Origin of the sequence: Almyronema sp., assembly GCF_052168255.1 — a bacterium.
Classification (GTDB): Bacteria; Cyanobacteriota; Cyanobacteriia; order Phormidesmidales; family Phormidesmidaceae; genus Sphaerothrix; species Sphaerothrix epifaneia.
The window spans coordinates 139,485-164,846 of sequence record NZ_JBQLZL010000042.1 but is presented as its reverse complement, the minus strand read 5'-3'; the positions used below and the strand labels follow the sequence as shown (position 1 = coordinate 164,846).

Sequence of the window (25,362 nt, the reverse complement as noted above, 5' to 3'; positions counted from 1 at the left end):
CACTCACAAATTAGCCTCCTGATGAGATGGCGCTTGCCCTCTAATGATGGCAGCTTGTTTGATGACTTCCGAAATCCCTTGTAGCGTCAGTAATACAAAAGCAACAATGATGGCAGTTTTGATCGGGTAACGAGGCAAACCGCTCGGATCTGACGATTGCTCTAAAATTTGCCAGGAGTTCACAATGGCAGGAAAGGAATAGCGCAGCACCAGTAAACTCATGGGAATGAGCAATAGTAAGCCCCCCAATAAATCTACCCAAGCCTTGCCTCGGCGCGAAAGACGGCCATAAAAAATATCAACCCGCACATGCGCACCTCGTTTAAGTACATAGGCCGCTCCCAGCAAAAAAACCAGGCTAAACAGATACCATTGCACTTCAATATAAAGGTTAGAACTAAGGTTGACGCCGATATAGCGTCCCAGGTAGCGAGTAATGGCGTTGTAAGCACCTATCACCACCATCACAAGGGTTAGCAGCAAAGTCAGCCGACCGATCCAATCGCTGAGACGATCGATCCAAGCTGCAATTCTTAAGAGAAATTGCATTTACCCTCCCTGGCAATGCTTACGCTTGAGTACTCAGGTTACCTTGCTTAAGGTGCCATTTTAAGCGCTCAAGTGGGGTTCACGCTGTACAACTAGCGTCTATCAGGTGGCGGATTAACTCCCAAAATTTTGTATGTCTTGGCTCAACCTTTGGCCGAAATCAACGTCTGCTCAATTGTAGGTATCGTTTGAGACAGTCCCATGGAGTAAAAAGTATGAATCATTTTGCGGTTCTGATTCGCTTGCTGCGCGATCGCCCTGCTGTGCTAGAGGAAATTCGCCAAGATATTAAGCTAGAGCGCAAAATTATTTCTTTACTCATTTCCAGTACGGTTTTTCTAGCCGTCTATGGTGCGATTATCGGTGCTTCTAGTAGCTGGTTGCAGATGCTGTCTTCAGCCATCAAGCTGCCTGCTCTCTATTTGATTACGCTGATTATTTGCCTGCCTACGCTTTACTTCTTTGATATTCTTTTTGGCTCTGCCCTCAACTTTCGCCAGTACATGGCAATGGTGTTAACAGCCGTTTCCGTAATTAGCGTTCTGCTATTTAGCTTTGCCCCCGTCTCGCTTTTTTTCCTGATTTCGATTCAAGACTATACCTTCTTCCTGCTGCTAAACGTAGCCATTATGGGTTTAACAGGGGTCATTGGCATTAAGCTGTTCTACGATGGCATGCGAAACTTAGCCAGTCCCCAAGCAGCCGAAGATCAGCTACGCAACCGTTTACTTAAAGGCTGGTTGGTTCTCTATGCCCTGGTAGGGAGTCAGCTTGGATGGACGCTACGCCCCTTTTTTGGCGCACCTGACGAACCTTTCCAGCTCTTTCGCCCCGAAATTGACGGCAACTTCTATGGCCAAATCTTACGACTGGTCTTCCAACTCTTTGGCATTGATCTTTAATTTATTCTTTCGACTCGGCTATCACCAAACAAATTTGTATGACTGACTTCGCGTATGCAGCCAAATCTCTCAACGCTGAAAATTAGCGAACGCGAACTAGATACCTTGACAGGGCTAGATGTGGGTGAATTTACCATGGGGTGGGCTTATCGCCCCTCAGCCTTTCGCCAGTCCAGGTACCTCTTGATGCTTCTATTTAACCAGCTTCTGACGTTTGGCGTTGTTATCATTTTTTGCTTGCCGTTGGGTTTGATTGTGGCTCGCAATCAGGGACTAGGGGAAGATCTCAGTAGCGCCGCCCAGTTTTTGCCAATAGCGTTGGCTGTTGCCATTGCGATCGCCGTTAGCTGGAACGTGTTTCGCTGGTGGCAAGGTCGCCACCTCATCACCCTGGCGCGTTTGCTAGACGAAGTCGATCGCTATCACGAAACCCTGACCGCCGTCACGATTTTGGAAGAACTCAGCCATGTGAACCCTAGCCAGCTTAAAGTAGAAAATCAAAGTGCTGTTTTAGAAGCTCTGCAGCTAACTCGCAGCAGTTTAGTGTGTGCCTTGATGACCGAGCGCATCCTGCGTAAGCATCAGCGCTTCATGGCTCGCCGTCAGGAACTGTTTGCCAACATTGAACACAACTTAGCCTCTCTAGAAGCCTTACAAGTAAGTCAGGCGGCCAATGAGTATGGCGACTTACTCAATGACGCCTTGCAAATTGGCACCATCGTTCATCAAGAAATTCAAAAGTTAAATTCGATATCTTCTTGATAAACAGCGATCGCGATCGACTGGGTAGATTATGCTGGCTTTTAGAGGGAAAAAGTCACCTGTTGTCCCCAATTTAAGGTCTTTTTCATTCACAATCCCAAAAAGAGAAAATAAAATTTTCTCTATTCTCCATTGCTGCAACCCATGCCCCAGATTTCGAAATTTGTCTTGATGATCTATCCAGTAGGGTTTCAAGGAAAAATTTGGCAGACTGTTTTGCGCTCTCAAAACATGGCTGTCATTTGGGAGTCTGCTGATGTGAACTTAGTCAAAAGCTTACAGCAACTGCAGCAAAATGCCTTGCCTCTACCGGATCTCATTTTGATTGACACCCGATTGCAGTCACTCAAACCCTATGGAATCTGTCGCTGGTGCCAGACCCACTGTCCTACCCTCAAAATTGTTTTAGTCAACGGAGCGCAGTATGAGATCCTGGCCTCAGAACGGCAGTGGGCTGTCTGTCAGGGCGCGGCTGACTTGCTACCTCGCTTTGCCGTAGAAAACTTAATTAGCCATACGGCCAATAGTACTGGAAAGATTCTGGAGCTTATGGATTTACCCACTTTGAATCATGGCTCTTTGGTCACAGCCCTGCTAAAACTCAGAAAGAGCCCGCAGTCAAAAGCCGTCATTGCTTTTCCGGGAACAAAGCTAGCCTCTATTCCGCTAAAAATTGCTGCCAAAAATAGAATTAACTAGCTTCAAACCGCGTTTAATTATCTAAAACTTACCGAAAACACTGATTCCACGGTAGTCGCACGGTTTCATCCAAAATGCGGGGGGCATTGCCCTCTACCGTCGCGTCATCAGAGCTATCTCTAACCTCAGAAGACTCTATCTGGGGAGGCAATGTTGGCATACCCGCACTATTTTCCAGCATTTGACGACATTGCGCTGTAGGGGGCGCAACGGTTTTAAAGTCGCTACAGACAAAAAAACTAAAAGTAATGCTACCCAAACGTATGCGATCGCCGTCGCTAAGCTTGTACTGCTGATGAATCCGCTCACCATTGACAAAAGAGCCATTGCGGCTGTCTAGGTCAGAGAGAAAAAATCCTTGCTTAGGAACATACTGAACAGCAGCATGACAGCGAGACAGCCGCTTATCTCGCAAAATCACCGCTACCTGTCGCGGATCACGGCCAACTGTCCAAATGTGGCTGGCCTGTTCTAAAGCACGAGTTTTACCATCTAGCAAATTGGTGATCAGGTAAGCCCCCTTTTCTGATACAACTCCTTGCACATAGTAAAACAAGCCAAGACGGGCTAGCGATTTACCGCCAGACCCTTCTAGATCGAGAATGTCGTTTAATAAAGTTCGGTGGTGGCTGTATATTTTTGAAAATATTTGAAACAGTTCTAGCCTTTCTTGAATTTCTCGATTTTCCTGAGAGGCTAACCACATGTCTGAAGAGTCAGGGGAAAAGTGGGATTTAGACATGATTGAGGCACTCACTAAGCGCAACAGTAAGGGGGATGGCTACAAGATGCTTCTTGATTAGTGACTCAAAGTCCGTAAGCCTGACTTTAAAATAGTAATCTTCGCAGGTGGATTCAGCTAAATTGCTGACCCATACCCCAAACGCTTCTGTATCTTCCACCCTAAGTCTATAAAATTAATCTAGCCTGTCGTCTGACGAGTTTTCAGCCTAGGTCAGCACCCTTAGCAATATTTTCTTTAAACTAAAAGAGTTTTTGAGCAAAAGCAAAGTTGAGTAAAAATGCTTTTGCCTGATTGCGGTCTAAAAATTCAACGCAGACCTTGCTAATTAACCGTCAGTTGAAAGCGTGATTAATATTGAGCAGTATACCCACTCACTTTAACCAGCGCACAAAAAACTGGTTAACTCCCGACTGACAGTGCTAGGCACTTCTTGTTGAATCCAGTGGCCGCAATGAGGAACCTGCTTAAGCTGCAGCGGAGCGACAACCCATTTTCCCATTCCCTCTAATAGAGAATGACTGAGTAAAGTATCTTCTTCTCCCCACAAAATGAGTGTAGGTGAAGTGATAGGTAGGGGCGATTTGTTCCAAAGCTTCAACCAGGATTGAGGAGCGAAAAACTGACGATAGTAGCTCATCGCTGCTGTCAAAGCACCGGGCTTTTGCAAAGCAGCTCGATACATTTCGGTATCGTTAGAAGAAAACGCGCCTTTTCGAACGGCCTGTCGTTGAAAAACGTTGGCTAGAAAATTGCTCAAATTCTGCTGAATTAACCATTCAGGCAAAGCTGGCACCTGCAAAGCTAAAAGATACCAGCTACGCTTTAGCTGATCAAAGTTACTGATGACCGCTTGGCGAAACTGCTCAGGATGAGGTGCGCCCAAAACAGCTAAACGGTTGAGTGCATGAGGAAATCGATGGGCAAAGTGCCAAGCAATAGCGCCACCCCAATCGTGGCCTACAACATGAGCCTGACTGTAGCCCAGTTCTTGAATCAGACCATAAATGTCTTGGGCTAAAGTATCGAGATCGTACCCACCATTAGGTTTATCAGAATCGTTGTATCCTCTTAAATCGGGCACAACCACTCGAAACTGCTTAGCTAAAGCTGGAATTTGGTGTCGCCAAGAATACCAAAACTCTAGAAAACCGTGTAGCAGAACAACCAGTTCACCCTCCCCCTGAGTGACGCAATGGAGGCGAACCTGGTTGGTTTTCACAAATTGATGCTGCCATCCCGGCTGGATGGTGGTTGCATAAGTCATAAAATTTTTGCCACTTTGTAACAAGCCTTTAAGGACTCTTGAGGTAAAAGCTAGCTAACGGAGAAAAAGTAATACAAAAAACAAATATAGCTCGCCTAGACAGCGAACCTTGAGTACCCAATGTATTCTATGTTACTACTTTTAGCCAGTCTATGGCCAATGAAAGCGTCTACACTCGCCGAGTGCTAAGTGACAAAAAGAAGCTTTTCAACTGATACTAGCCAATGCAGCGACTTATACCATCGGGGAACATTGCTTTAGCCAATTGATCTGCTTATGCTTGCTGAAGCGTTGCTAGTCGGTAGTCAGAAGGGTTGATCTGAAATTTAACCAGGTTAGCGAGTTCCTGCAACTGGCTGATGGCCTCTGCACCTTCTAACTTCATCAGTTCTCGGTCATCCCGCATCTCTGTCCAAGTGATGCCATAATCCGAAACTAAGAAACGAATGAGATGGTTGTCACCTAGACTAACCATGAAGGAAGCACTGTTCATTTGCCCCCCACAGGTATAGCAAGACGCTAGATACCCCTGATTCTCTAGCACGATCGCTAAAGCTTGTAGGTTCATAACAAGGTCTTGAACCAGCTGGCGATGCTGCTCCGCAAGTCGAATGAACATGCTTGTCCTCCTGGATCACCACACACTATTGTAAGCCCTAACTTAATTTTTTCTTAATTATTTGGCTTACTCTGCTTACTTCTTCCATCATACGCTGGGTAAAGGGGCTACTTAAATGTTGAACAGGTGGCTTTTAGTAAAGGTTTTAGTAAAAGCTTCTGCTCTAGGGTAAGTTCGTTGGCTAACTAGGTCGGTATCTAGCGTGACAATTAAGCTGGCGCTTAGTTATCTGTGGCCATCAACTTCTACCTAGTTTTAGCTTAGAAATCAGCATTTTGACTTGAGGCTATAGATAGACTTCAAAAAGCTGATAGAAAACCTCATATTTTAATTGACAATTTCCCACCAGCCGAAGCCTGGACCGATAAAACGAATGACTAGCCAGAGCGCAATCATGGCTCCAATGCCAACCCAAGCGCCTCGAGTCGTCCATTGAACAAATTGGTCAGCTTGGCTTTTACGAATGGGTAGCCAAGGTAAAATGTTTTTCTCTTGACCGTATTGTTCTCCTAGCTTTTCCTGCCGTCGTTTGGCTTCTCCCATAATTTAATGACCTGCTTGATGTGTCTGAATCTGCTGTTGTTTGGGTAAAAAGTAAGCCTAGAAAACTTACGAGCTTCAAATACTAGTCTAGGATGCCGCAGTTGTTATTCAACCAGCTAACGTCAATATAATTAGTGCGAGCTGCTGGACTTAAGGCTGCTATGACCTGCTGGCCATAGCTACGATGGTTTACGCGATTATCTAGAAGGGCAACAATGCCTTGTCGTTCTCGTACTGGAGCGATCGCCCGTTGCAGCTCAGAGAGGGCTTCTGGCAGCAGGTAGAGCCTAAACCAGTCTTGACGCTGTTGCTTATAAAAAGCTACTCGATTGGCAACTGCCGGATTTTCTAAAGACGGAATGGGTAGGGTCGTAATAACCAATAGCTGAGGGGCAGGTAAAAGGTGTTGATGGGTACGCCAAAATTGCCAACTGGTTACTAAAATGCCATTGTCTTCTAGGCAGGTTTTTTCTACCTGCACTCTAGAGCCAAATTCAGCAGCTAAATGAGTCCCTAGCTGATGGTGTAAGGGCATGTCGCTCACCAGGATAACCGTTAAGCCTGAGCTAACAGCCGTATGAGCCAAAAGCAAACGGATCTCCTGAAGTAGGGCGCTTTGGAACTCGCGGGTATTGGGTAGTGGCAATCGGTCAGGGAGGTAGAGCTGAATAAGTTCCTGCTGGCGATCGAGGGAAAATTTCAAGCAGGTTAGATCTGCTAGCCCCAAACGTTGTCGATAGGTAGAAGCCTGGGTTTCGAGATCGAGGGCCGCCCCAATCAAAACGACAGGCTGTTGTAGCCAAACCTTGGCCAGGGTTGAGCTGATTTCGGCTGGCCCACAGTGGAGCCAAAACTGGCCTTGCTGGCGATTTACGGTCGTCCAAATTAGCCGATGGGGTTGCCAATATTGGTGCCAGAACCTCTGCCAGCAGGTTGGCATTGAAACGGGCAGGGGATCTGTCGCGGCGATCGATTCCTCTAAGGCTTGATAAAGTCTACTGAGCGCCTGCTGTTCAAGCTCATCGAGTAGATAGCAGTTGTAAGGGTTTTCTGGGTGGCGAAAAACCGCGCAGGTTAGCTGTACGCGAATATCTCGGATAATGTCTTGACAGTCGGGATAGGCCAGCATTAAACCATCCCAGTCGGCGCTAGCAAGATTAACGGTGAGTTGTTGCCGCACCCAGGTTTCCAAATCATCGGCACCGTCAATTAGAGTGGGTACTTGCTTGGGAAAGCGAGTTTGAGTCCCCAGGCGATCGCTTAGCCAAGCCTCAGGTGACGTAATTAACAAGCCGCGATAGTGCTCGTGGGGCCAGCGATCGCCCACTTGAATTGACTTAGTTGCTGGCATCCACTGCCGCAGACGCGGAATTTCAACCATCAAAATGCGTTGCTGAATCGCTTCAGGCAGAACTAAAATAGCCGCACCAGACCATAGCAAGCTGGGCATTAGATAGCTGAGACGATGTCGCCCATGATAGGCCGATGAACTGCCTGCCTGGATCAAGGCACTGCGTCCTAGCCGGAAAGCCCTCGCCACTAGCCGCGCCATCGTTAGGTGATGGGGCCAGTAAGGCTCGCCTTGTTCTTTTAGGAAGGCTCTAAGCCGTTGGTGAACCTCTGCTTCAATCACGGATGTAGTGGCACTAGACGGCACAATGAACTCCATTGTGGCACAAGCGCCTGTTGGGCAGGTAATGGAATCGTCGGTAGGTGAGAGAGACGCCCTTGGCTATCTACCCAGCAAAGTGTTAGCCACACAGGGGCAGCGATTGGTGCATCCCCCGAATGAATTCTGCGACGGCTGAAAGTTCAGGCACAAGATCTTGACGGGGATGAATGGTAAATCCCATTTCATCTTGCTGCGGGCCTCGAATGCCAAAGCGGGGATTTTGATAAATCTCCAGCCAATGATGATTAGAATTGACCAAACAAAGCTGGATAGGAATTTCGCCAAAAGGATGCTCTGAGAGGGTAAGCTCCAGGTTATTGGCTTGGTGCACCAGATGGGTTAGCCGACGCCCCAACCCCATCAGATAAGTTTTAAGCGACAGGCTGGTGGAGGTTAGCTCCCGTTCAACCGCTTGAATTAAGTGGGATAAGGTCTTTTCGACTGGCTTGTAATCTTGAAAGGGTAAGCTTGCCAGATAAGCAATGATGAAAAGATCATCATTTTGCTGTAGCTGAAAAGTCAGGGTAGTTTTGCGTCCGCGAATGAGAATGCTAGGAGGTTGCTTAAGCGGATGAAAGTGCTGAGAGATGGTCGCGTAGGCTTTAGCTAAACTCAGGTGAGCGGCTTGGGTGAGCGGAGCATCGACGTTGATGATGACTTGAGGCGGCACACGGTTGAAAAAAAACTCAATTTCACTTGGTTTCTGAAAATGGTGTAGCTGGCTGCGATCGCCCGTTGTGCTGAGATCAATCCAGTCACAGGTTAGTTCCGTTGTTCTAAGTTCTGAGCAAACGGTTGCATAGAGCTTACTGCCAGTTAAGGTGGCACCCGTCAAGTTAGAACTGACACAAGTTGCTGCAATTAAGTTGGCCTGACTCAGATCCGCATGCACCAGACTGGTATTGTATAGATCGGCTCCTGCCAAGTTTGCGCCTGTGAGGTTGGCTCCGCTGAGTTTGGCATCGGTGAGATCGGCTTCTCGCAGATCAGCGCCGCTCAGATCCGCCCAACGAAGATTAGCCCCTCTAAGGTTGGCACCCACTAGCTTGGCCGAACGCAGATTGGCGTGTCTCAGTTCGGCACCGACCAAAACCGTACCGCTTAAGTCAGCCCGACTGAGATTCGCAGCGTGTAGATCGGCTTCTTTGAGAATAGCGGCTGTTAGGATGCTGTTGCGTAAGTCGGATCTACCTAAGTTGGCCTGCATGAGATTAGCCCAGCGTAGCCGAACTTCTCTGAGGTCAGATTCGCTTAAGTTAGCCCCCTGAAGGTTGGCGTTACTCAGCTCGGCCCGCAGCAATTCTGCCCGAATCATAGAAACGCCGCTGAGGTCAGCCCCAACCAGAATAGCTCTGATCAAGTTTGTAACATTGAGGTTTGCCTTATGTAACTTTGCCTGACTGAGATTGGCACCACTCAGGCGAGTGACGTTTAGCTTGGCATAGCTCAAATCGCTGTGACTCAGATTGACGCTGCTCAAATTGGCAACGTTTAGCTTGGCACTTTTCAAATTAATGCCTGTGAGGGTAGCGCCCACTAGGTGAGTTTCACTCAGGTGAATCCCTTCGAAATCGCGCATGCCTGTAGCATACTTTTCTAGCAGTTCCTCAGCATTCATCATGGAGCTTGCAATTTTAAATAACGGTAGAGCATAAGGTTGAGTCAGCCCAGAATGCAGTTTGGCCAATTGCCTTGGGGGTTTTCAAAGAGTCCTTTCATCTAGATATGATAGGGTTCCTGTACTTCTACACCCCCGTCTGTGTGGGCAGTCTGCAATCGAAGTGGCTCTGCCATTTAGCATGCCCTTTTCGTCCCTGTGAATCAATTTGCTTATGAAGATTGGAATTGTGGGTTTGGGTTTAATTGGTGGGTCGCTAGGGCTGGATTTGCGTCAGCGTGGTCATACCGTGATTGGGGTTAGTCGTCGGGCAGAAACAGGCGATCTGGCTTTGCGCCAAGGAGTTGCTGATAAGGTCGCGACTTCACTAGAGGCGATCGCGACTACGCAGTTGATTTTTGTCTGTACGCCGATAGCTGCCATTGTGCCTACGGTGCAACAGCTAGCCACGTTTTTACCCACTGCAACCGTCATTACCGATGTGGGTTCGGTAAAAGCGCAGTTGGTTACATTGGCTAGCCACTACTGGCCTAACTTTGTGGGTGGGCACCCTATGGCTGGTAAGGCTGAAGCTGGAATTGAGGCCGCTGAGGTGGGTTTGTTTAACCAGCGTCCATATGTGCTGACACCGGTTGAATCAACACCCCATGAGGCCACTGAGTTGGTTGCCGAGGTAGCTAGATCTCTAGGCTGTGCGCTTTATCGCTGTACGCCTGAAAGTCATGACCGGGCTGTTGCTTGGATTTCTCACTTGCCAGTGATGGTGAGCGCTGCTCTAATTCAGGCTTGCCTGAGTGAACCTGAGGCAAGCGTACAGCAGCTTGCCCAGCAGCTCGCTAGCTCAGGATTTCGCGATACCAGCCGGGTTGGTGGGGGCAATCCAGAATTAGGGTTGATGATGGCTCAGTACAACCAAGCAGCACTGCTAAAGTCTTTGCAAGCTTATCGCCATCATCTTGATCAAATGATTGACCACATTGCCACTCAAAACTGGACGGTTCTGGAGCAACGATTGCAACAAAGCCAGCAGGCTCGTCCCCAGTTTGTCGATAGTTTGCCAGAGCCATTTACTGAATAGGCGCAATGGGTTCTGGCGAAACTACGACAGGCTCTTGGTAAAGCAGAGCTGTGAAAGTCACTGTCGAGCCAAGTCCTTCGCCCATGCTGATGAATTGCACGACGCCGCCCATGGCTTCAACAAGTTTTTGGGAAATAGCGAGTCCCAAACCTGTGCCGCCATATTGGCGGGTGCGCTCACCATCTACCTGGCTAAAGGTCTGAAACAGTCGATCTTGCTTTTCTAATGAAACGCCAATTCCGGTATCGGCGACGCTGATTTTTACCGTACCGGGCCATTCTTGATTTTGAAACTTAACTTTTTGGCGCTTGACCTCAGCGCTAACGCGAATATACCCTTCGTGGGTAAACTTAATGGCATTGCCGACAACGTTGAGCATGACTTGCAACAAGCGCTGATAGTTGCCATTAAGCACAATTTCGTCCCGCGTTTCTGGCATTAAGATTTCGTAGTGCAGACCTTTTTGTTCTGCTAGGTGACGGGTAAAATTATCGACATTCTGGAATAGCTCTCTCAGGTTGACTGGAGCCATGTCGAGCTGCATTTTTCCGGCTTCAATTTTGGCAATGTCTAGCACATCGTTGATCAAGTTGAGTAAGTGCAGAGCTGAATTGTGAGCTTCTCTGACGAACTCTTCTTGCTCGGCTGGGTCGTCAGCCATGCCATCAAGCACTAGTTTGAGAAAACCAATCATGCCGTTGAGGGGTGTGCGCAGTTCGTGAGAAGTATTGGCCAAAAACTCACTCTTTAGCCGAGAAATCTCTTCGGCTTGTTGACGGGCTTCTTCAGCCTGACTGCGGGCCTCTTCTAGTTCGTGATGTTTTTCGAGTAAGTCTTCGTTAACGCGCTGTAGCTCAACCGCCAAGGAATGGCTTTCGCTGAAAAGAGAGGCATGGGCGATCGCGGTTCCAACTTGATCGGCAAGTTCACTAATGGATTCGACTTCTAGGGAGGTCCATTGGTGGGGCTGTTGCCGAAATAAAAGAATAAGACCGTTAGGCTGATCTTGATAGCAAGTGGCGATCGCTAAAACGATCCCCCGCATCTGTCTATGGGGCGGCAGTAAAAGTCCTGACTCTTCTAAAACTGGATGGAGACATCGCAGGGCTTTTTGCAGATAGGGAACCTGCTCTAAGCCAAAGACCTGATGTAAACAACAAGGCGAGTCGTACTTAGCATATTCGGCCTCGACCTTTATTTGGTCGTAATCTTCTTGGAAAGAGCAAATCAAACAGTTGTCAATAGACAACATCGCCCCCAAGCCATCTACCGTTTGCTGCCAAATAGTCTCTAAATCCAGCGTGCGGCGAATATTCCAGGCAATGCGGTTGAGCTGAGCATAGTAATTTTCTGTGGCGGCGCAGGCGGGCGACAGGGCAAGGCTATCTAAGCCGTTTTGAGGCTGGTTTTCGACTGACTGCTTGACCAAAGCCCCAATACTAACTACCTGTTGCGGTAAGGCGCTGGGGACTACAACCGGGCTTAGACAAAAATCAAACGCCAGCGTGTATTGGCCTAACTGCAGTGGCACTGAAATGTGTTTAGCGCACTGCTGCTCAAATACAAAATTGAGAGCTTCTTGGTAAGTTGTCAGCGAAGGGGGATCAAAAATAGCTTCTAGCGGTTTGCCAATTGCCAGAAGCGGATTAAATCCGTAACGAATTGCCTCTGGCCATTGAAAGGAAAGCAACGTGCCTGCATTGTCATGCACCATTACGAGGGCGGTAGTTCTCGACAAGAGAGCTAAATCGATGACTGAATTAACAGGCGATTGCAGTTTAGAAGACGCTGAGTTGGCAGACATAGACTAGGCAGTTCGGAGAGTTTGCTAACCGAGCTGATGATCAATAGCAGGCATATCTGGTAGAGAGATAGTGCATGCACCCTAAATCAGCAGCCCAGCGAGCAGCAACAAGCTCAGGCAGTTAGGGCTTTGCCTAACCTTACAATGCCCTGCCTTTTAACTAAGCTACTAAGCATAACTTCATAACTTGAAGTGAAACTTCCTGAAGCTAGGACGACTTGCCAAGAGTTGCGGTTCTTGCAACTCTTGGAGACGCTCTTAAATTTTAGTCGTTCCATTCGCCGCGCGGTGGCACTGGGGGGGTGCGGGGCAGGGTGCGGGCTAAATCGTCATCTCGGCGAGCACCCCCGCGTAACCATTGTCGTACGGCCACTTCAATCACTTTACTGGGATTACTTGTGAGATGGTTAATTTGATCAAGCAGGTCGGCATCTAGCTGAATGGCGATTTCGACTTTGTCGGCTTCGGATTCTCTAGCGGCAATGTCCCCGGTGTTTGGTTCGCTCTGTTCGGTCATGAAACGGCTACTCTCCCTTCAACTCTATTCAACTCTATTGCAGATATGACTAAGCAGATATAGATGGCTCATAAGTGGGCAGCTGTCAGCCTATAACTAACAGCCGCAAAATTCAGGAAATTTAGTGAGAGACTTAAAAGTTAGCTTATTACGAAGTGCTGTTGAGTAAAAGGTCAGCCAATAACGCCTAGGGCAGCTTAAAGGAGTTTTCAAAGCTAAACTGCGTTCTAGGTTACGGAGCGCTTCAAACGCTGAAAATTGGTGAGATCATTTTGCTGACTCTCTGTAGCGGCCTTGAGCCAAAGCATTACAATAGTTTAAGCAACTTCAGTTGAACGCGTCTTAATACATGACTGACGTACCGATCTCCCGCATCCGCAACTTTTCTATCATTGCTCACATTGACCACGGCAAGTCAACGTTAGCCGATCGCCTGTTGCAAAAGACAGGTACAGTGAGCGATCGCGATATGAAAGCCCAGTTTCTAGACACGATGGATCTAGAGCGGGAGCGTGGGATCACCATTAAGCTGCAAGCGGCTCGGATGAACTACACCGCCCGCGATGGCAACGAATATGTTTTGAATCTGATTGATACACCGGGTCACGTTGACTTCTCTTATGAAGTTTCGCGATCGCTGGCAGCCTGTGAGGGTGCCCTGCTAGTGGTTGACGCTTCGCAGGGTGTAGAAGCCCAAACGCTGGCAAATGTGTATTTGGCGCTAGAAAATGATTTAGAGATTATTCCCGTCCTCAACAAAATTGATTTGCCAGGGGCAGATCCTGATCGCATCAAGCAAGAGATTGAGGAAATTGTGGGCTTAGACTGTAGTGCCGCAGTTTTAGCTTCGGCTAAGGAAGGGGTCGGGATTGAAGAAATTCTGGAGTCTATTGTCTATCTTGTACCGCCGCCGCAAGAAACGTTAGATCAGCCGCTAAGAGCGTTGATTTTTGATAGTTACTACGATTCTTACCGGGGGGTGATTGTCTATTTTCGGGTGATGGATGGGCGAGTCTGCCAGGGCGATCGCGTGCGATTGATGGCTTCTGGCAAAGAGTATGAGATTGACGAACTCGGCGTACTTTCACCGACGCAGAAACCAGTTGATGAGTTACACGCTGGAGAAGTAGGCTATTTTTCTGCGGCAATCAAAGCAGTAGAAGATGCCCGCGTCGGCGATACGATTACGCTGGTCAAAGCCCCCGCTAAGCAGGCGCTACCCGGCTATGTTGAAGCGAAGCCCATGGTTTTCTGCGGCTTGTTTCCTACCGATTCTGATCAGTTTGAGGATTTACGAGAAGCGTTAGACAAGCTGCGTCTGAGTGATGCCGCGCTGCAGTATGAGCCTGAAACTTCCAGCGCGATGGGTTTTGGTTTTCGTTGTGGCTTTTTGGGGCTGCTGCACATGGAAATTGTGCAAGAGCGACTAGAGCGCGAATATGGCTTAGATTTGATTACGACTGCGCCTTCGGTGATCTATCGCGTCACCAAAATTAACGGAGAAGTGGTTGAAATTGACAACCCTAGCCTGCTACCGCCGCCGCAGGAGCGGGAAAAGATTGCTGAGCCGTATGTCAAGGTTGAAATGATTACCCCAGAAGAATTTGTGGGGCCGTTGATGGAGTTGGCGCAAAGTCGGCGGGGAGATTTCAAAGACATGCAGTATCTAACCCAAGGTCGTACGACCCTGGTTTATGAGATTCCGCTGGCAGAAGTGGTATCGGACTTTTTTGATCAAATGAAGTCGCGATCGCGCGGCTATGCCAGCATGGAATATCAGCTTGTGGGCTATCGCGACAATGCCTTGGTGCGCTTAGATGTATTGATCAATGGCGACCCGGTGGATTCTTTAGCGACCATCGTTCATCGAGACAAAGCCTATTACGTAGGTCGAGCCTTGGTGGAAAAGCTAAAAGAACTGATTCCACGCCATCAGTTTAAGATTCCACTACAAGCTTCTATTGGCAGCCGAGTCGTCGCCAGTGAAAGCATCCCAGCGTTGCGTAAAGATGTTTTGGCTAAGTGCTACGGCGGCGACATTTCTCGGAAGAAAAAGCTTTTGCAGAAGCAAAAAGAAGGTAAGAAGCGCCTGAAATCTATTGGCACTGTAGACGTGCCGCAGTCTGCTTTTATGGCCGTTTTGCGACTTTAGGCAGAACGAGGTCAATAAGTACGACTGGCTACTGAACTTTTTCTAGTTCAATAGTACTATTATTGGGGTGGCTGTTGCGCTGTCTTAGGAGGATTGCGTCATGCCTGCACTCACTCTGCACCCCGGAAAATTTGTCCGCCTCAAAGGGCAACCCCAGGATTTACCGGATTTTGTGGTTGTTCACTGCCAAGGCGATCGCTGTTGGGTGCGGCAACAAGCTTGGGGATCTCGTATTCACTTGCAAATCAAGGTTACGCAGCTAGAAATTCCCGGTATAGAAGTAGTGCCTGACTCGCGGTTGCAGCTTCCCAAGTGGCTGCTAGTGACGGATAGAGCAGATTAGTTTTAGCGCTTTTCGGTTGCTATCAGCCAATCCGTATGGGCAAAGCGATCGCGGTTAGAAAAAAGGCTCGACTGATGAAATTCTAGAAGAATTTACTTGCTGATAGAAACGAGAGTCTTTGAGTTTTTACAGCGCCAACAATAGCAAACTCAAATACCACTCAAACAAAAAGATTAAGGTCGTTAATGTAACACTTCCGTGGTTTTTTTTCTTTTCCTCAGGATAGATGTTAACGATTGGGCAAACTGATTAAATAACAGTGCTGAAACTTTTTAGACGTAGTTACCATCTTAAGAATTAATGCATTGGAGGATTTAGTTTTGATTATTGTGCTGCCGTTAGAGATTATTGATCGGCTCATTAGTGTGGCTCAACTCCACCAGTTGAGAGTGCCTATTCCCTTGTCTAGTCCCTACAATGGTTATCTAACCTCTGAAGAATTGAACCAAATTCAGACAGCACTCAGCCCCCTCGCTGTAACATGTCAGCAAGTTGCTTCTCTGCTAGAAGATTTGTGCCGCTGTGTACAAAACCCCACTACAGTCGCACCTGCCCGCTAAATTTTGTTGACTTAGTTTGGTGGTTACCTAAAGGGGCTATCAAGACATACTCCCCCCACTGTGTCTATCCCTGCAAGACCCAAATAAACATGAGAGCGATCGCTTAGCTAAAGAAAATGTCTAGGCGATCGCTTTTGTATAAATTTAGCTATCAGCCAGCGCAGGCTAGGGTTGAGGGCAATCCGCAGCGGCAGGTGAATGAATGTCTTGGGTGGGGGGCTGACTGGAAGCGGCCAGATAAATGCCACCCAGCACGACTAAGAAAGCCAGACTGTTAATCCAACCTAAATGTTGATCAAACAAAAGAGCTGCCAAACTGGCTGACATGACTGGAATGGTCAGCATCAAGACTGAGACTAATCCAGAAGATAGTGATTTCAAGCTGTAGGTTAACAATCCATGCCCCAACACTTGCGACACCCCGGCTAGAGCCAGTACCGCCAATCCACTGGTCATATCGCCAGGGAGCAAACCACCAGGACTCAGCAGCGCTAGTGGTAGCAACAGTACGGCTCCAATGGCTGACAGGCCAGTCATAACGGCTGAAGTCGTGTATTGAATTCGCAACTGCTCAATACTTAACAGGGTGACTGCCAGAAAGATGGCAGCTAGAAGAGCTGCCGCATCGCCTGTGAGTTGGTCGGCGGCGATTTGCAGATCTTGAGCACCAATGGCGATAACCCCGGCCAATGCTACTCCCAGCCCCAGCAAAAATTGCCGACTAAATGCCTGTTTCAACAGTAACCAGGCTCCTAAGGTGGTAAACAATGGCATGAGATTGTTAAGCAGCGTGGAGTTAGCCACTGTGGTTTGAGTTAAAGACCAGGCCGCACAGTTTAGAGAAGCAGCAAAGCTGGTTCCGGCGGCTAGAAATAAGCCCCCAATCTGCCAGCGCGTAAAAGCCTGCTGCCCCACCAATTCACAACGCTGAGCCGGGGCTGTTTGGGAGGTTGCCCATTGTTGCCAAAGCCCAAAGATAGTTCCTGCGATAAGCAGTCGGTTACAAGCGATCGCGCTTGGACTCATCGTTTCTGCCGCCATCACCACAAAAATTGAAGCACAGGCAATGCTGGCTAGTGCGATCGCCAGACTAATGCCAGCTAAATAGAAGCGCAGCCGCTGTCTTAACCCGTGCCAAGCCGCTTGCAGCTTGCCTCTTTCGAGTTCAAACGCCATAGGTGAAATGGCTATAGGGTTGGCCTCTAGCAGGTTTGGATAAAGCAGACGGCGTAACGAAAAAATGGGGGAAAGAAACACAAGCCAACCTCCTGAAGCGAAAAGGGCAGGGCACGGGAGAAATATACAACCACTCTATACAAGTTTTGTATACAATTAATGTAATAAAAATATTCCGGCTAGGCAAATGGATTTGTCAACGTTTGCTGGTAGTAGTTGAAAGCCAACGGTACAGCTACAGGCAGAAGTCAAGCCGTTCTGTCAACAGCTTTCAATCCTTGAAGAGTCTCAACGCTGGTGGCTACAGCCATAACCTGCTTCTCTCTCACTGATGTCGGAGCTTGATTTTTCTTCGGCCAAAACAACGCAAATTGTCGATTTTTCCTAGATTGACAAAAGAGGGATAAAAAAGCTTGCCGAGGTTAAAAAGGCTGATACGGGGTGTCGGCCTTTGTCAACTGGGTCTAGGGGGAAAGCGAAGGTTGGCGCAGACGCAAACGATCGACCAAGCTGATTTGGGGATCTAAAGAAGCAGATGCATCGAGGGCGGCTTCAATCCCGTCTAGGTGCTGCTCGGCGATCGCGACTGCCTGCTCTGCTTCCCCCGCTTCAATGCAATCTAAGATCTGGCTGTGTTCGTCTTTACGGCACAGGGGCATATTCTTCACGTCGTAAAAATAAGCTAGCGCCGTCAGCGGAATGAGTTCCCGCAGAAATTGACCTAAGTATTTGTTTTGGCTGAGCGCCGCTAACGCCATGTGAAACTGACTGGATAATCGCGTCAGCAAAGGGTAGTCTGCCTGTTCACAAGCCTGCCGTTCTTGGGCAATGAGGTTTCGCAGCGCTTGAAGCTGTGCTGAAGTCATGGTCGGCGTCACTTCTCGAATAATCGTAGCTTCGACTAACCGCCAAGCGGCATAAATCTGACGAGCTTCTGCTAGGGTGATGCGGGCAACAAAAGCCCCCCGATGCGGCTCTTGCCTGACTAGGCCATCGCCCGCCAGTCGCTGGAGCACCTGCCGAATAATTGTGCGACTAACACCAAAGTGATCTGCTAGTAAAGCTTCGCCTAGCTTGGTGTCGGGCAATAGCTGCCGTTCACAAATAGCCTCGTATAGCTCGGTGTAAACCCTATCTTCGGTGGCTTTAGGCGACGGAGAGGACGGCATAACCAGTCAGTTCGGCAGATGTGCATGCATAAATTGTATACATAAAAACCGAACTCGTCGTAGGGTAACTGTGGCTAAAGCGCTGTGCCAACAGCCCAACCAGCGATCGCGCCTAAGGGAACCAGTTGCCAGGTAGGCACTTTGTAACGAATAAGCGCCACGCCAGCACCGAGGCCAATGAGTCCTGCGGCCAACGAGGCGACTCCAGTTGGTTGATCTAGGGCTGCTTGAGCCAGCGGAATAGCAGCGGCGGCGATCGCCCCTAGCACGGCTGGAGTGACACCCTGCAAAAAAGCGCGAATCCAGAGATTTTGCCGAATTCGCAGCAGGAGCGGTGCTGCCAGCATAATAAACGCAAACGAAGGCGCAAAAATAGCCACAGCAGCCGTTAAAGCTCCCAACACCCCAGCTACTTTGTAGCCCACAAAAGCCGCCGTTAGCACCACTGGCCCTGGTGAAAGCTGGCCAATTGCCACACCATTAATGAATTCAGTGCGGGTTAGCCAGTGAAGCTGCTCTACCACTTCAAACTCCAGAAGTGGAATAATCACCAAACCGCCGCCGAAAATGAAGCTGCCCACTTTCAAAAAAAACAACGTCAACGGCCAAAAAAAATCATTTATCCGCTCAAGCCCCCAAAAACTACCCAATGTGAGGGTTTCAGCAGGTAGATTGGCTACCAAGAGCGGCAACGGCGGCAGCCACCACCCCTGAAACTGCCCCCTGCCTGAAGGTCGAAACCAATACAGACCCACTAACCCCGCCAAAACAAACTGAATCAGGACGCTGAGAGAAGTAAAGAGGGTCACGCCAAAGACAGCAATCGCGATCGCGGCCCGTTTCCAGTCACGGATTGCTTTTTTCCCTAGCTTCCAGCAAAAGGCTAAAATAATCGCCGTCACCACAGGCGAAATGCCTAAAAAGATAGCTTCTAGCTGTGGCACCCGCTGAAAGCGAAAATAAGCCCACGACAAGGCAACGACAATCAAAAAAGCAGGGGCGATAAAGCAAAGTCCGGCAACAACCGCTCCTATTTGGCCTGCTCGGACATAGCCGATATAAATGCCCATTTGGGTAGAGGCTGGCCCCGGCAGCATTTCGCAAACGGCTAACCCTTCTGCAAATTGCTCCGGCGTCAACCAGTGGCGGCGTACCACTACCTCGTCATTTTCCATGGCAATGTGGGCTTGAGGCCCGCCAAAGCCCAGCATACCAAGCTTCAGAAATAGTTTGGCTAGTTCCCCAAGCCGCTGGCTGAACGTCGTTGAGGTTTCGGGTTCAGTGAAGGGTTTGCTCATAAACGAGGTTTTCGTAACCGTAAAAACTTAAATTTACTATTGCCTCTGAATCGGTGTCAGTTTTCTGTAGCACCTCTTTTATGAGCTAGCAAAAATGGCTAGGCAGCGGGTTGCTTGGCCTAGCCCTATTGCTTCAATTTGATTACGCTCTAAGCTAAGCCAACCAGCTTTTCACTCAATTCCCAAAGCCGCTTTGCTTTGTTTTCATCTAAAGCCTCATTGGAAACCTCTTGGTCAAAAGATTTGCGGCCTTCTTTTTGGCGGTTGCCCCAGCTCCAGTAAACGCCCGACTGTTTGTAGTCAGGTTCTGCAACTACGGCTGCAACCCGCTCGCCTGCTAGCTCTTGCGACACATAACCTCCCGTGATGTTTTTTTGGAACCAGGGGAAAATTTTGCGAAACAGCGAGTAGTGGTTACGAAATAGTGGCGTATCAGCGACACAACCCGGATAAAGAGAACTAAAGGTGATGCCAGTTGAGCCGTGGTAGCGACGGTGTAGTTCTCGCATCGTCAGCACATTGCAGAGTTTGCTGTCTTTGTAGGCTTTACCCGACTTAAACTTTTTGCCGTTGATCATGGCGATTGGGGCTTTAAATCCGGCGGCAAAGCCCTCTAAATTGCCTAAGTCTGGCGGGGCTGGAATTGGAATTTTACCCCCTAGCTCTTTAGGGTTAGCCGTGACGGTGCCTAGAATAATCAGTCTGGGATCAGCAGAACCTGAATGCTTAAGATCTTCTAGCATCAGGTTGCACAATAAGAAGTGCCCTAAATGATTGGTAGCAACGCTCAGCTCATAGCCATCTTGACTGCGCATAGGCGCTTTAAGCAAAGGTAGATAAACGGCCGCATTACAGACCAAAGCATCCAGCGACTTGCCGCTTTCTCGAAAGGTTTTGACAAAGTTTCGCACACTTTCTAAAGAAGCTAAGTCTAGATGCATGGGCGTATAACTACCCTGCGGGATGCCCACCGACTGAGCCATTTGCTCGGTTTTGTCTAGGTTGCGACAGGCCATCACCACATGCCAGCCCTTGTGCGCAAGAGCTTTAGCAGCGTAAAGGCCAACTCCAGAGGAGGCCCCGGTAATCACGACTGTTGGTTTCTGTTGTTCTTCCATGCGGCTAAGACGACATTAAGCGCTGTAGATAGATTGAAAAATTTGCACCACGCAGCAGCGATCGCCTGTTTTTTGCGGTGCCTAAGGTTATTAGAATATTGGGAAAAGTATCAAACGACAATATATTTTATTGAATGAAAATATATGTTTACGAACGTATGTTTGAGATTGATCGAGAAATGTCTGCCTACCACAAACCGAGTTTATTAGTCAAAAGATAAATGAATAAAAACAATTTATTGCTAATCGCTACGATAGAAACTTATGTCGGTTTTAGAGACATAGCTTTACTTCTTGTTTGGTAAACCTATCTTCAGTCTTCAGTGATAGTGACTTGCGGTTGCCGTTTGGTCTGCCGCTGACTGATATATTGCCCATGCACATTGACCCCATAGGGAATTAAATAGGTCACCAGCGCTGAAAGCCAGCGATCGCGAGTCATTTGATTTTGCATTAATGCTGGGCCATGATTGATGGCTAGCAAAATTGAGCCGACAATGGCCGCCACTTTGACACCGTTTTTGCCAAACTGAGGATCAACCAGGGCGGCCAAATAGCCTTTAATCGCCTCCATAACACCTCTTAAAAATCAAGTTAGCTTTTCAAGCTTACGAAAGTTCCGGTTTAGAATAGGCCAAACCTATCTGTCTACGCTTGAGTTTGTGAACGCTGATTTCACCCGTCTTCAGTCGTCTGATTCTAAATCGACATCTGTGTCTGATTGGTTTTTGGTTTGTGGATTGGGTAGCTTGGGACAGCACTGTGTAGCTAATCTCAAGACATTTGGGGTCAAGGTCAGTGCCATTGATTTGAAGGTGGCTGAACATTGGGAAGTAGCCAATCTGCCTGATCTTTTAGAAGACTTGCTCATAGGGGATTGTCGTTACGCTGATACGCTCAACCTGGCTGGGGTTGAACGTTGTCGAGCAGCATTGTTAGTTACCGATAGTGAGCGGGTCAATATTGAAGCAGCTCTGACAGCCCGAGTGCTAAACCCCTATATTCGGCTGGTTGTGCGATCTGATCAGCAAAATCTCAATCAGGTTTTGGCTCATCAACTCGATAACTTTGTTGCTTTTGAACCGACTCAGCTATCAGCGTCAGCTTTTGCCTTAGCCGCCTTTGGCGATCAGCTTAAAGGGTTTTTTCGGCTAGACGGCTACCGCTTCAAAGTGGTGAAGCAAAAAATTACGCCTCAGCATCGTTGGCGCGATCGCCGCCGATTGTATGAGCTAGAAAACCGTAACCGCCGCGTTTTAAGACATTTTATCGCTAACGAGATGGGGTTAAGCCCTACCCAAATTAGCCAAACTACTAATCCTTTTAGCCCTTCAGCCCAGTTTTACACCTGGTTGCCCAACACCTTGGTGCGAGCAGGAGATACCGTTGTCACCATTGAAGCGGAACCCGAACGACCGCCAACCCTGAGTCAGGCAAAATCAGGTCGCCAACTCCAAAAGGCAATCTGGCAGCGGCTGCGATCGCTGCGAAGTGGACGCGATCTGCGACTGATTCTGACGCAGATATGGCAAGCAAATTATCGTCATCAAGTGCGTCGTGTGGTGCTTCTTTGTAGCCTCACCATCATTGGGCTTTGTGGGGCGGGTACGGTGCTGCTCTGGCTCAACTACCCGGCTCTTTCGATGCTGGATGCTTTTTATGCCACGATTGTGCTGCTACTGGGGGGCTACGGTGATCTCTTTAGCGAATTCGTCCCGTCGGTTGCTCTGCCCTGGTGGTTGCGGCTCTTTAGCTTAGCGTTGACTTTAGCGGGTACTGCTTTTATTGGCGTTCTCTATGCGTTGTTAACCGAAAAGCTGCTAACGCTGAAGTTTCAATTTTTGACGCGGCGTCCGCCCGTACCCCAAAAGGGGCATGTCATTGTCTTAGGTTTAGGCCGCGTCGGTCGGCGGGTAATGGGGCTGTTACAAGAACTCAATCAGCAGGTTGTAGGGGTTGCCCCTCAAGATTTAGATGCCCATGTGCTACCGCAGCTACCCGTAGTCAGCGGTGACAAAGCCGAAACTTTAATCAAAGCTAACTTGGCTACCGCCAAAAGCTTAATCGCAGTTGGCGACGATGAGGTGCAAAATTTGGAAACTGGGCTGATGGCCTACCGCACTAATCCGCAGTGCCGTCTGATTATTCGTACTTACGATCAGCGCTTTACCGACAAAGTTGCCCAGCTTTTTCCGTATACCCAGGTGCTTTGTACCTCAGCACTTTCGGCAGAAGCCTTTGCGGGTGCTGCCTTTGGCGAAAATGTTATCAGCTTGTTTCCCCTGTATGGTCAGACGATTTTGGTAACGCAGTACCAAATTGAAGCCGATGATACTTTGCACAGCCAACTGTTGTCTGAAGTGGCCTACGGTTATGGGGTTGTGCCAATTTTGTACCAGCAAGCTGCCGCCCAACCGCGCCTGATGCCTTCAGAAGATATTCGCTTGCGACCGGGCGATCGCTTAATTGTTTTAGCCACTATTCGTGGGCTGCGCCGCATCGAGCAGGGAGAACTGGCTCAACAGCAATGGCATATTAGGGTTGAAGGAGCCATCAACCAAGATGCCCGCTTTGACGGCGCGGCTGAAATGGCTCGGGTTTCTGGCTGTGACCTCAGCTTAGCCCGCCACTTTATGGAACAGCTACCTGGTGTTTTTCCGCAAGCTCTCTATCGTCATCAGGCGTTGCGGCTGGTACGAGAACTCATGCAGCTACAAGTGCAAGCCCGCATGTTGCCGTTGCAAGCATCTACTTCAGAAAAATAATTGATGCAAACAAATTGGAACTTTCTATAGAGGTAGACTCTCGCTATCTTTGGTTAGATCAAAAATGAAATGAAGCTTGTAAATTTTCTAGCCTATAAGGCTAGTAGAAGCTTAAAGCAAGCCACTGAAAAAACGTAAACTCGTTTTTCTCGTACTTTTTAAGATCTAGCATCTAGCGAATAATCATGAAAACTTCAATGGATACCCGTCAGGCTTATCAGAACAAAGTTAAAGCTGAACTTGATAGAATTAACGCCCAAATTGCAGAATATCAGGCAAAAGCCGATAAAGCCAAAGCTGAAGTAGCGGTTGAATATAACAGCCAGGTAGAAGAACTATTGATCAAACGCGATGCGGCTCAGGTCAAGCTAGAAGAGCTTCAGCTAGCAAGCGAAGCGGCTTGGGAAGACATGCAACGTGGCTTTGAACTAGCATGGCAAGATTTGAGCTTAGCTTTTCAATCGGCTTTAGCGAAGTTAGAAAACTCTCTAAAGGGATAAGCTAAATTCTCTAACGGAGTGAGGTAAAGCTTTTCTAGTTAAAGTTTGATGAGCTTAGTTGCGGATTTTTTATTCGCAACTTTTGGCTTTGCCTAATTGCTGATAGAGTAAGCAGCATTTTGATAGTACAGAGGTTTTTCCCGATGGCGACAGTTAACCCGCCAGCGACCCAATAAGCTCAAACTAATAGCGAAATTTGTCCCGTTTCTGCTGTTTTTGAGCCAGACACCAAAGCTCAAGCAGCCGTTGAAGAAGGGCTAAATCAGGACGTTTCTCGCAATGATTTTCAGTTGTGGACGGTCTTCAAGCTATGACACTAGCTTGCAAAAGGGCGAAGCTGACTTTGAGCGAGATGACCAGGGTACCTGGAAGTCGCCTGCAACTGCACAAATGACCCCAACCGAGATTAGCTAGCTGATCTCGGTTGGGGTCATTTGTTTAGCGATTGTAGACCAAACCTAATACGGGAAATTTGGCAGACCTTCAGCAACGACAGCAGGTAACGACAGCCACAAATATTTTTTGACTAAAAAATGATGTTTTTTGGAAATGAAGCCGATCGCTATTGAAGGGAATACTGAGGAAAATTGAGTCTCCCCCTTACTTTTTGTTAAACGTTATGCCGCGTCTAAGCGATCGCGCCTACGAGATCTTATCTGCCGAAGTTAGGCGACTGTGTGCCGCAAATCCGTTAGAACAAGTTCGTCAAGATATTGTTTTACGCCGATTGACCAAGTTGAGGACGCAAGAAGGCCCACCGCTTACCCTAGCCGAGATGCGCGAAGCCCTAATCGACATCTTTCCAAACTTTAACGAAAAAGTCTTAAAGCAAGCGGCTAAAGCCAACAAACCTGCTAGCAAAACCAAGCGCAAAGTAGGTCTGGTGGGTGCTGCGCTGTTGGGTACTGCGGCGTTAGCGGGTGGCGTTTGGGTTTTGAATTTGCCCTATCCCATGATTCGCTGGCCAGTTGCCCGTATTGCGCCTCTTGTTTTGCTGCCTAGCTTTATGCAAATGGATCACAGCTATCGTCAGGCTATTTCGTTGGTTGAACAGGCCGATCAGTTGGTTAATCAGGCGACTAGTCCCCAAGATTTGGAACTGGGCGCGGAAAAAGTAACCGCCGCTCAAGAAAACCTAGATCGCCTACCAGTTTGGTTTTTGGGCTACTATCCCCAACGCTACTGCACTCTGTTTAGCTGTGCCTGGCAGTTTACCTTTGATGAGTTTGAAACTGCCCGTAAGCAAATTGGTCGGATGGAAGCCAGAATTTTTCAAGCTAACAATGCTCAAACCCGTTTAGAAGAGGCCGTTCAAGCGGTTGAAGAGGCTAAAGCTAGCTACCAAACGGCGACAACTCCCCAAGAAGAAACCGCCGCGCTCAATGCTTGGCAGCTAGGCATGGATTTACTCAGAGAAATTCCATCAGAAACTCTCGCTGGTCAGTCTGCACGTACTAAACTAGCCGCTTATGAACGAGACTATCAGGAGTCTACTGGCTTAACGGCAGG

General features: G+C 48.3%; 24 protein-coding genes. 10 read left to right on the top strand and 14 right to left on the bottom strand.

What is annotated here, in order from left to right; translation table 11 throughout:
- Positions 1-3: 3 nt before the first annotated feature.
- Positions 4-549: a TRAP transporter small permease subunit gene (locus ACTS3T_RS09990; RefSeq protein WP_377961645.1), complete on the bottom strand. Its 546-nt coding sequence runs from the start codon at positions 547-549 to the stop codon at positions 4-6.
- A gap of 215 nt (positions 550-764) precedes the next feature.
- Between ACTS3T_RS09990 and ACTS3T_RS09985 the strand changes: the two genes are divergently transcribed.
- The 3 genes from ACTS3T_RS09985 (at position 765) to ACTS3T_RS09975 (ending at position 2,912) form a co-directional block, all read left to right on the top strand.
- Positions 765-1,451: an actin-binding WH2 domain-containing protein gene (locus ACTS3T_RS09985; RefSeq protein ID WP_377961648.1), complete on the top strand. Its 687-nt coding sequence runs from the start codon at positions 765-767 to the stop codon at positions 1,449-1,451.
- A gap of 54 nt (positions 1,452-1,505) precedes the next feature.
- Positions 1,506-2,213 carry a hypothetical protein gene (locus tag ACTS3T_RS09980; protein WP_377961650.1) on the top strand — a complete coding sequence of 236 codons (708 nt, stop codon included), beginning with the start codon at positions 1,506-1,508 and terminating at the stop codon, positions 2,211-2,213.
- 144 nt (positions 2,214-2,357) lie between these two features.
- Positions 2,358-2,912, top strand: coding sequence for a hypothetical protein (locus ACTS3T_RS09975; RefSeq protein ID WP_377961653.1), 555 nt, complete (start codon positions 2,358-2,360; stop codon positions 2,910-2,912).
- Positions 2,913-2,940: 28 nt separating this feature from the next.
- On the opposite strand, the gene ACTS3T_RS09970 is transcribed toward ACTS3T_RS09975, so the two are convergent.
- From ACTS3T_RS09970 to ACTS3T_RS09945, 6 genes are all read right to left on the bottom strand, one after another.
- Positions 2,941-3,654 (bottom strand): FHA domain-containing protein, encoded by a 714-nt coding sequence (locus tag ACTS3T_RS09970; RefSeq protein ID WP_377961656.1) that lies wholly within the window; start codon positions 3,652-3,654, stop codon positions 2,941-2,943.
- A gap of 379 nt (positions 3,655-4,033) precedes the next feature.
- Entirely contained in the window at positions 4,034-4,921 is an 888-nt protein-coding gene (locus ACTS3T_RS09965) for an alpha/beta fold hydrolase (protein WP_377961659.1), read from the bottom strand.
- A 274-nt stretch (positions 4,922-5,195) separates the two neighbouring features.
- The gene (locus tag ACTS3T_RS09960; RefSeq protein WP_377961661.1) at positions 5,196-5,540 is read right to left on the bottom strand and encodes a DUF1815 family protein; all 345 of its coding nucleotides are present in this window, start codon (positions 5,538-5,540) and stop codon (positions 5,196-5,198) included.
- 327 nt (positions 5,541-5,867) lie between these two features.
- Positions 5,868-6,083: a DUF2839 domain-containing protein gene (locus ACTS3T_RS09955; protein WP_377961664.1), complete on the bottom strand. Its 216-nt coding sequence runs from the start codon at positions 6,081-6,083 to the stop codon at positions 5,868-5,870.
- A gap of 82 nt (positions 6,084-6,165) precedes the next feature.
- On the bottom strand, positions 6,166-7,752 hold the full coding sequence (locus ACTS3T_RS09950) for a helicase C-terminal domain-containing protein (RefSeq protein ID WP_377961667.1): 1,587 nt from the start codon (positions 7,750-7,752) through the stop codon (positions 6,166-6,168).
- Positions 7,753-7,834: 82 nt separating this feature from the next.
- On the bottom strand, positions 7,835-9,376 hold the full coding sequence (locus tag ACTS3T_RS09945) for a pentapeptide repeat-containing protein (RefSeq protein ID WP_377961670.1): 1,542 nt from the start codon (positions 9,374-9,376) through the stop codon (positions 7,835-7,837).
- A 211-nt stretch (positions 9,377-9,587) separates the two neighbouring features.
- Between ACTS3T_RS09945 and ACTS3T_RS09940 the strand changes: the two genes are divergently transcribed.
- Complete coding sequence (locus tag ACTS3T_RS09940; protein ID WP_377961673.1) at positions 9,588-10,451, top strand: prephenate/arogenate dehydrogenase; 864 nt, start codon at positions 9,588-9,590, stop codon at positions 10,449-10,451.
- Here the strand turns inward: ACTS3T_RS09940 and ACTS3T_RS09935 are convergent.
- Together ACTS3T_RS09935 and ACTS3T_RS09930 are read right to left on the bottom strand one after the other, a co-directional pair.
- Entirely contained in the window at positions 10,441-12,255 is a 1,815-nt protein-coding gene (locus ACTS3T_RS09935; protein ID WP_377961675.1) for an ATP-binding protein, read from the bottom strand. The two genes, ACTS3T_RS09940 and ACTS3T_RS09935, sit on opposite strands and share 11 nt — an antisense overlap.
- 265 nt (positions 12,256-12,520) lie before the next feature.
- The gene (locus tag ACTS3T_RS09930) at positions 12,521-12,772 is read right to left on the bottom strand and encodes a hypothetical protein (RefSeq protein WP_377961678.1); all 252 of its coding nucleotides are present in this window, start codon (positions 12,770-12,772) and stop codon (positions 12,521-12,523) included.
- A 349-nt stretch (positions 12,773-13,121) separates the two neighbouring features.
- On the opposite strand from ACTS3T_RS09930, the gene lepA reads away from it, so the two are divergent.
- The 3 genes from lepA (at position 13,122) to ACTS3T_RS09915 (ending at position 15,827) form a co-directional block, all read left to right on the top strand.
- Positions 13,122-14,924 carry a translation elongation factor 4 gene (lepA, locus tag ACTS3T_RS09925; protein ID WP_377961681.1) on the top strand — a complete coding sequence of 601 codons (1,803 nt, stop codon included), beginning with the start codon at positions 13,122-13,124 and terminating at the stop codon, positions 14,922-14,924.
- Between the two features lie 100 nt (positions 14,925-15,024).
- Positions 15,025-15,267, top strand: a complete 243-nt coding sequence (locus ACTS3T_RS09920) for a hypothetical protein (protein WP_377961684.1) — start codon at positions 15,025-15,027, stop codon at positions 15,265-15,267.
- A gap of 320 nt (positions 15,268-15,587) precedes the next feature.
- Positions 15,588-15,827, top strand: coding sequence for a hypothetical protein (locus ACTS3T_RS09915; protein ID WP_377961686.1), 240 nt, complete (start codon positions 15,588-15,590; stop codon positions 15,825-15,827).
- 165 nt (positions 15,828-15,992) lie between these two features.
- Here the strand turns inward: ACTS3T_RS09915 and ACTS3T_RS09910 are convergent, their stop codons facing one another.
- The 5 genes from ACTS3T_RS09910 to nrtS all read right to left on the bottom strand — a co-directional run bounded on the left by ACTS3T_RS09910 (position 15,993) and on the right by nrtS (position 21,162).
- Complete coding sequence (locus tag ACTS3T_RS09910) at positions 15,993-17,084, bottom strand: DMT family transporter (RefSeq protein WP_462934931.1); 1,092 nt, start codon at positions 17,082-17,084, stop codon at positions 15,993-15,995.
- A 383-nt stretch (positions 17,085-17,467) separates the two neighbouring features.
- Entirely contained in the window at positions 17,468-18,172 is a 705-nt protein-coding gene (locus ACTS3T_RS09905; protein WP_377961692.1) for a GntR family transcriptional regulator, read from the bottom strand.
- 74 nt (positions 18,173-18,246) lie between these two features.
- Positions 18,247-19,470 carry a chromate efflux transporter gene (gene chrA, locus ACTS3T_RS09900; protein ID WP_377961695.1) on the bottom strand — a complete coding sequence of 408 codons (1,224 nt, stop codon included), beginning with the start codon at positions 19,468-19,470 and terminating at the stop codon, positions 18,247-18,249.
- 149 nt (positions 19,471-19,619) lie between these two features.
- Positions 19,620-20,588, bottom strand: coding sequence for a protochlorophyllide reductase (locus ACTS3T_RS09895; protein ID WP_377961698.1), 969 nt, complete (start codon positions 20,586-20,588; stop codon positions 19,620-19,622).
- Positions 20,589-20,901: 313 nt separating this feature from the next.
- Entirely contained in the window at positions 20,902-21,162 is a 261-nt protein-coding gene (nrtS, locus tag ACTS3T_RS09890; RefSeq protein WP_377961702.1) for a nitrate/nitrite transporter NrtS, read from the bottom strand.
- 139 nt (positions 21,163-21,301) lie between these two features.
- Between nrtS and ACTS3T_RS09885 the strand changes: the two genes are divergently transcribed.
- The 3 genes from ACTS3T_RS09885 to ACTS3T_RS09875 all read left to right on the top strand — a co-directional run.
- Positions 21,302-23,353: an NAD-binding protein gene (locus ACTS3T_RS09885; RefSeq protein WP_377961705.1), complete on the top strand. Its 2,052-nt coding sequence runs from the start codon at positions 21,302-21,304 to the stop codon at positions 23,351-23,353.
- A gap of 185 nt (positions 23,354-23,538) precedes the next feature.
- Positions 23,539-23,853: a sll1863 family stress response protein gene (locus ACTS3T_RS09880; RefSeq protein WP_377961708.1), complete on the top strand. Its 315-nt coding sequence runs from the start codon at positions 23,539-23,541 to the stop codon at positions 23,851-23,853.
- A gap of 619 nt (positions 23,854-24,472) precedes the next feature.
- Positions 24,473-25,362: hypothetical protein (locus ACTS3T_RS09875; protein WP_462934930.1), on the top strand; the 890-nt coding region annotated here is incomplete at its 3' end.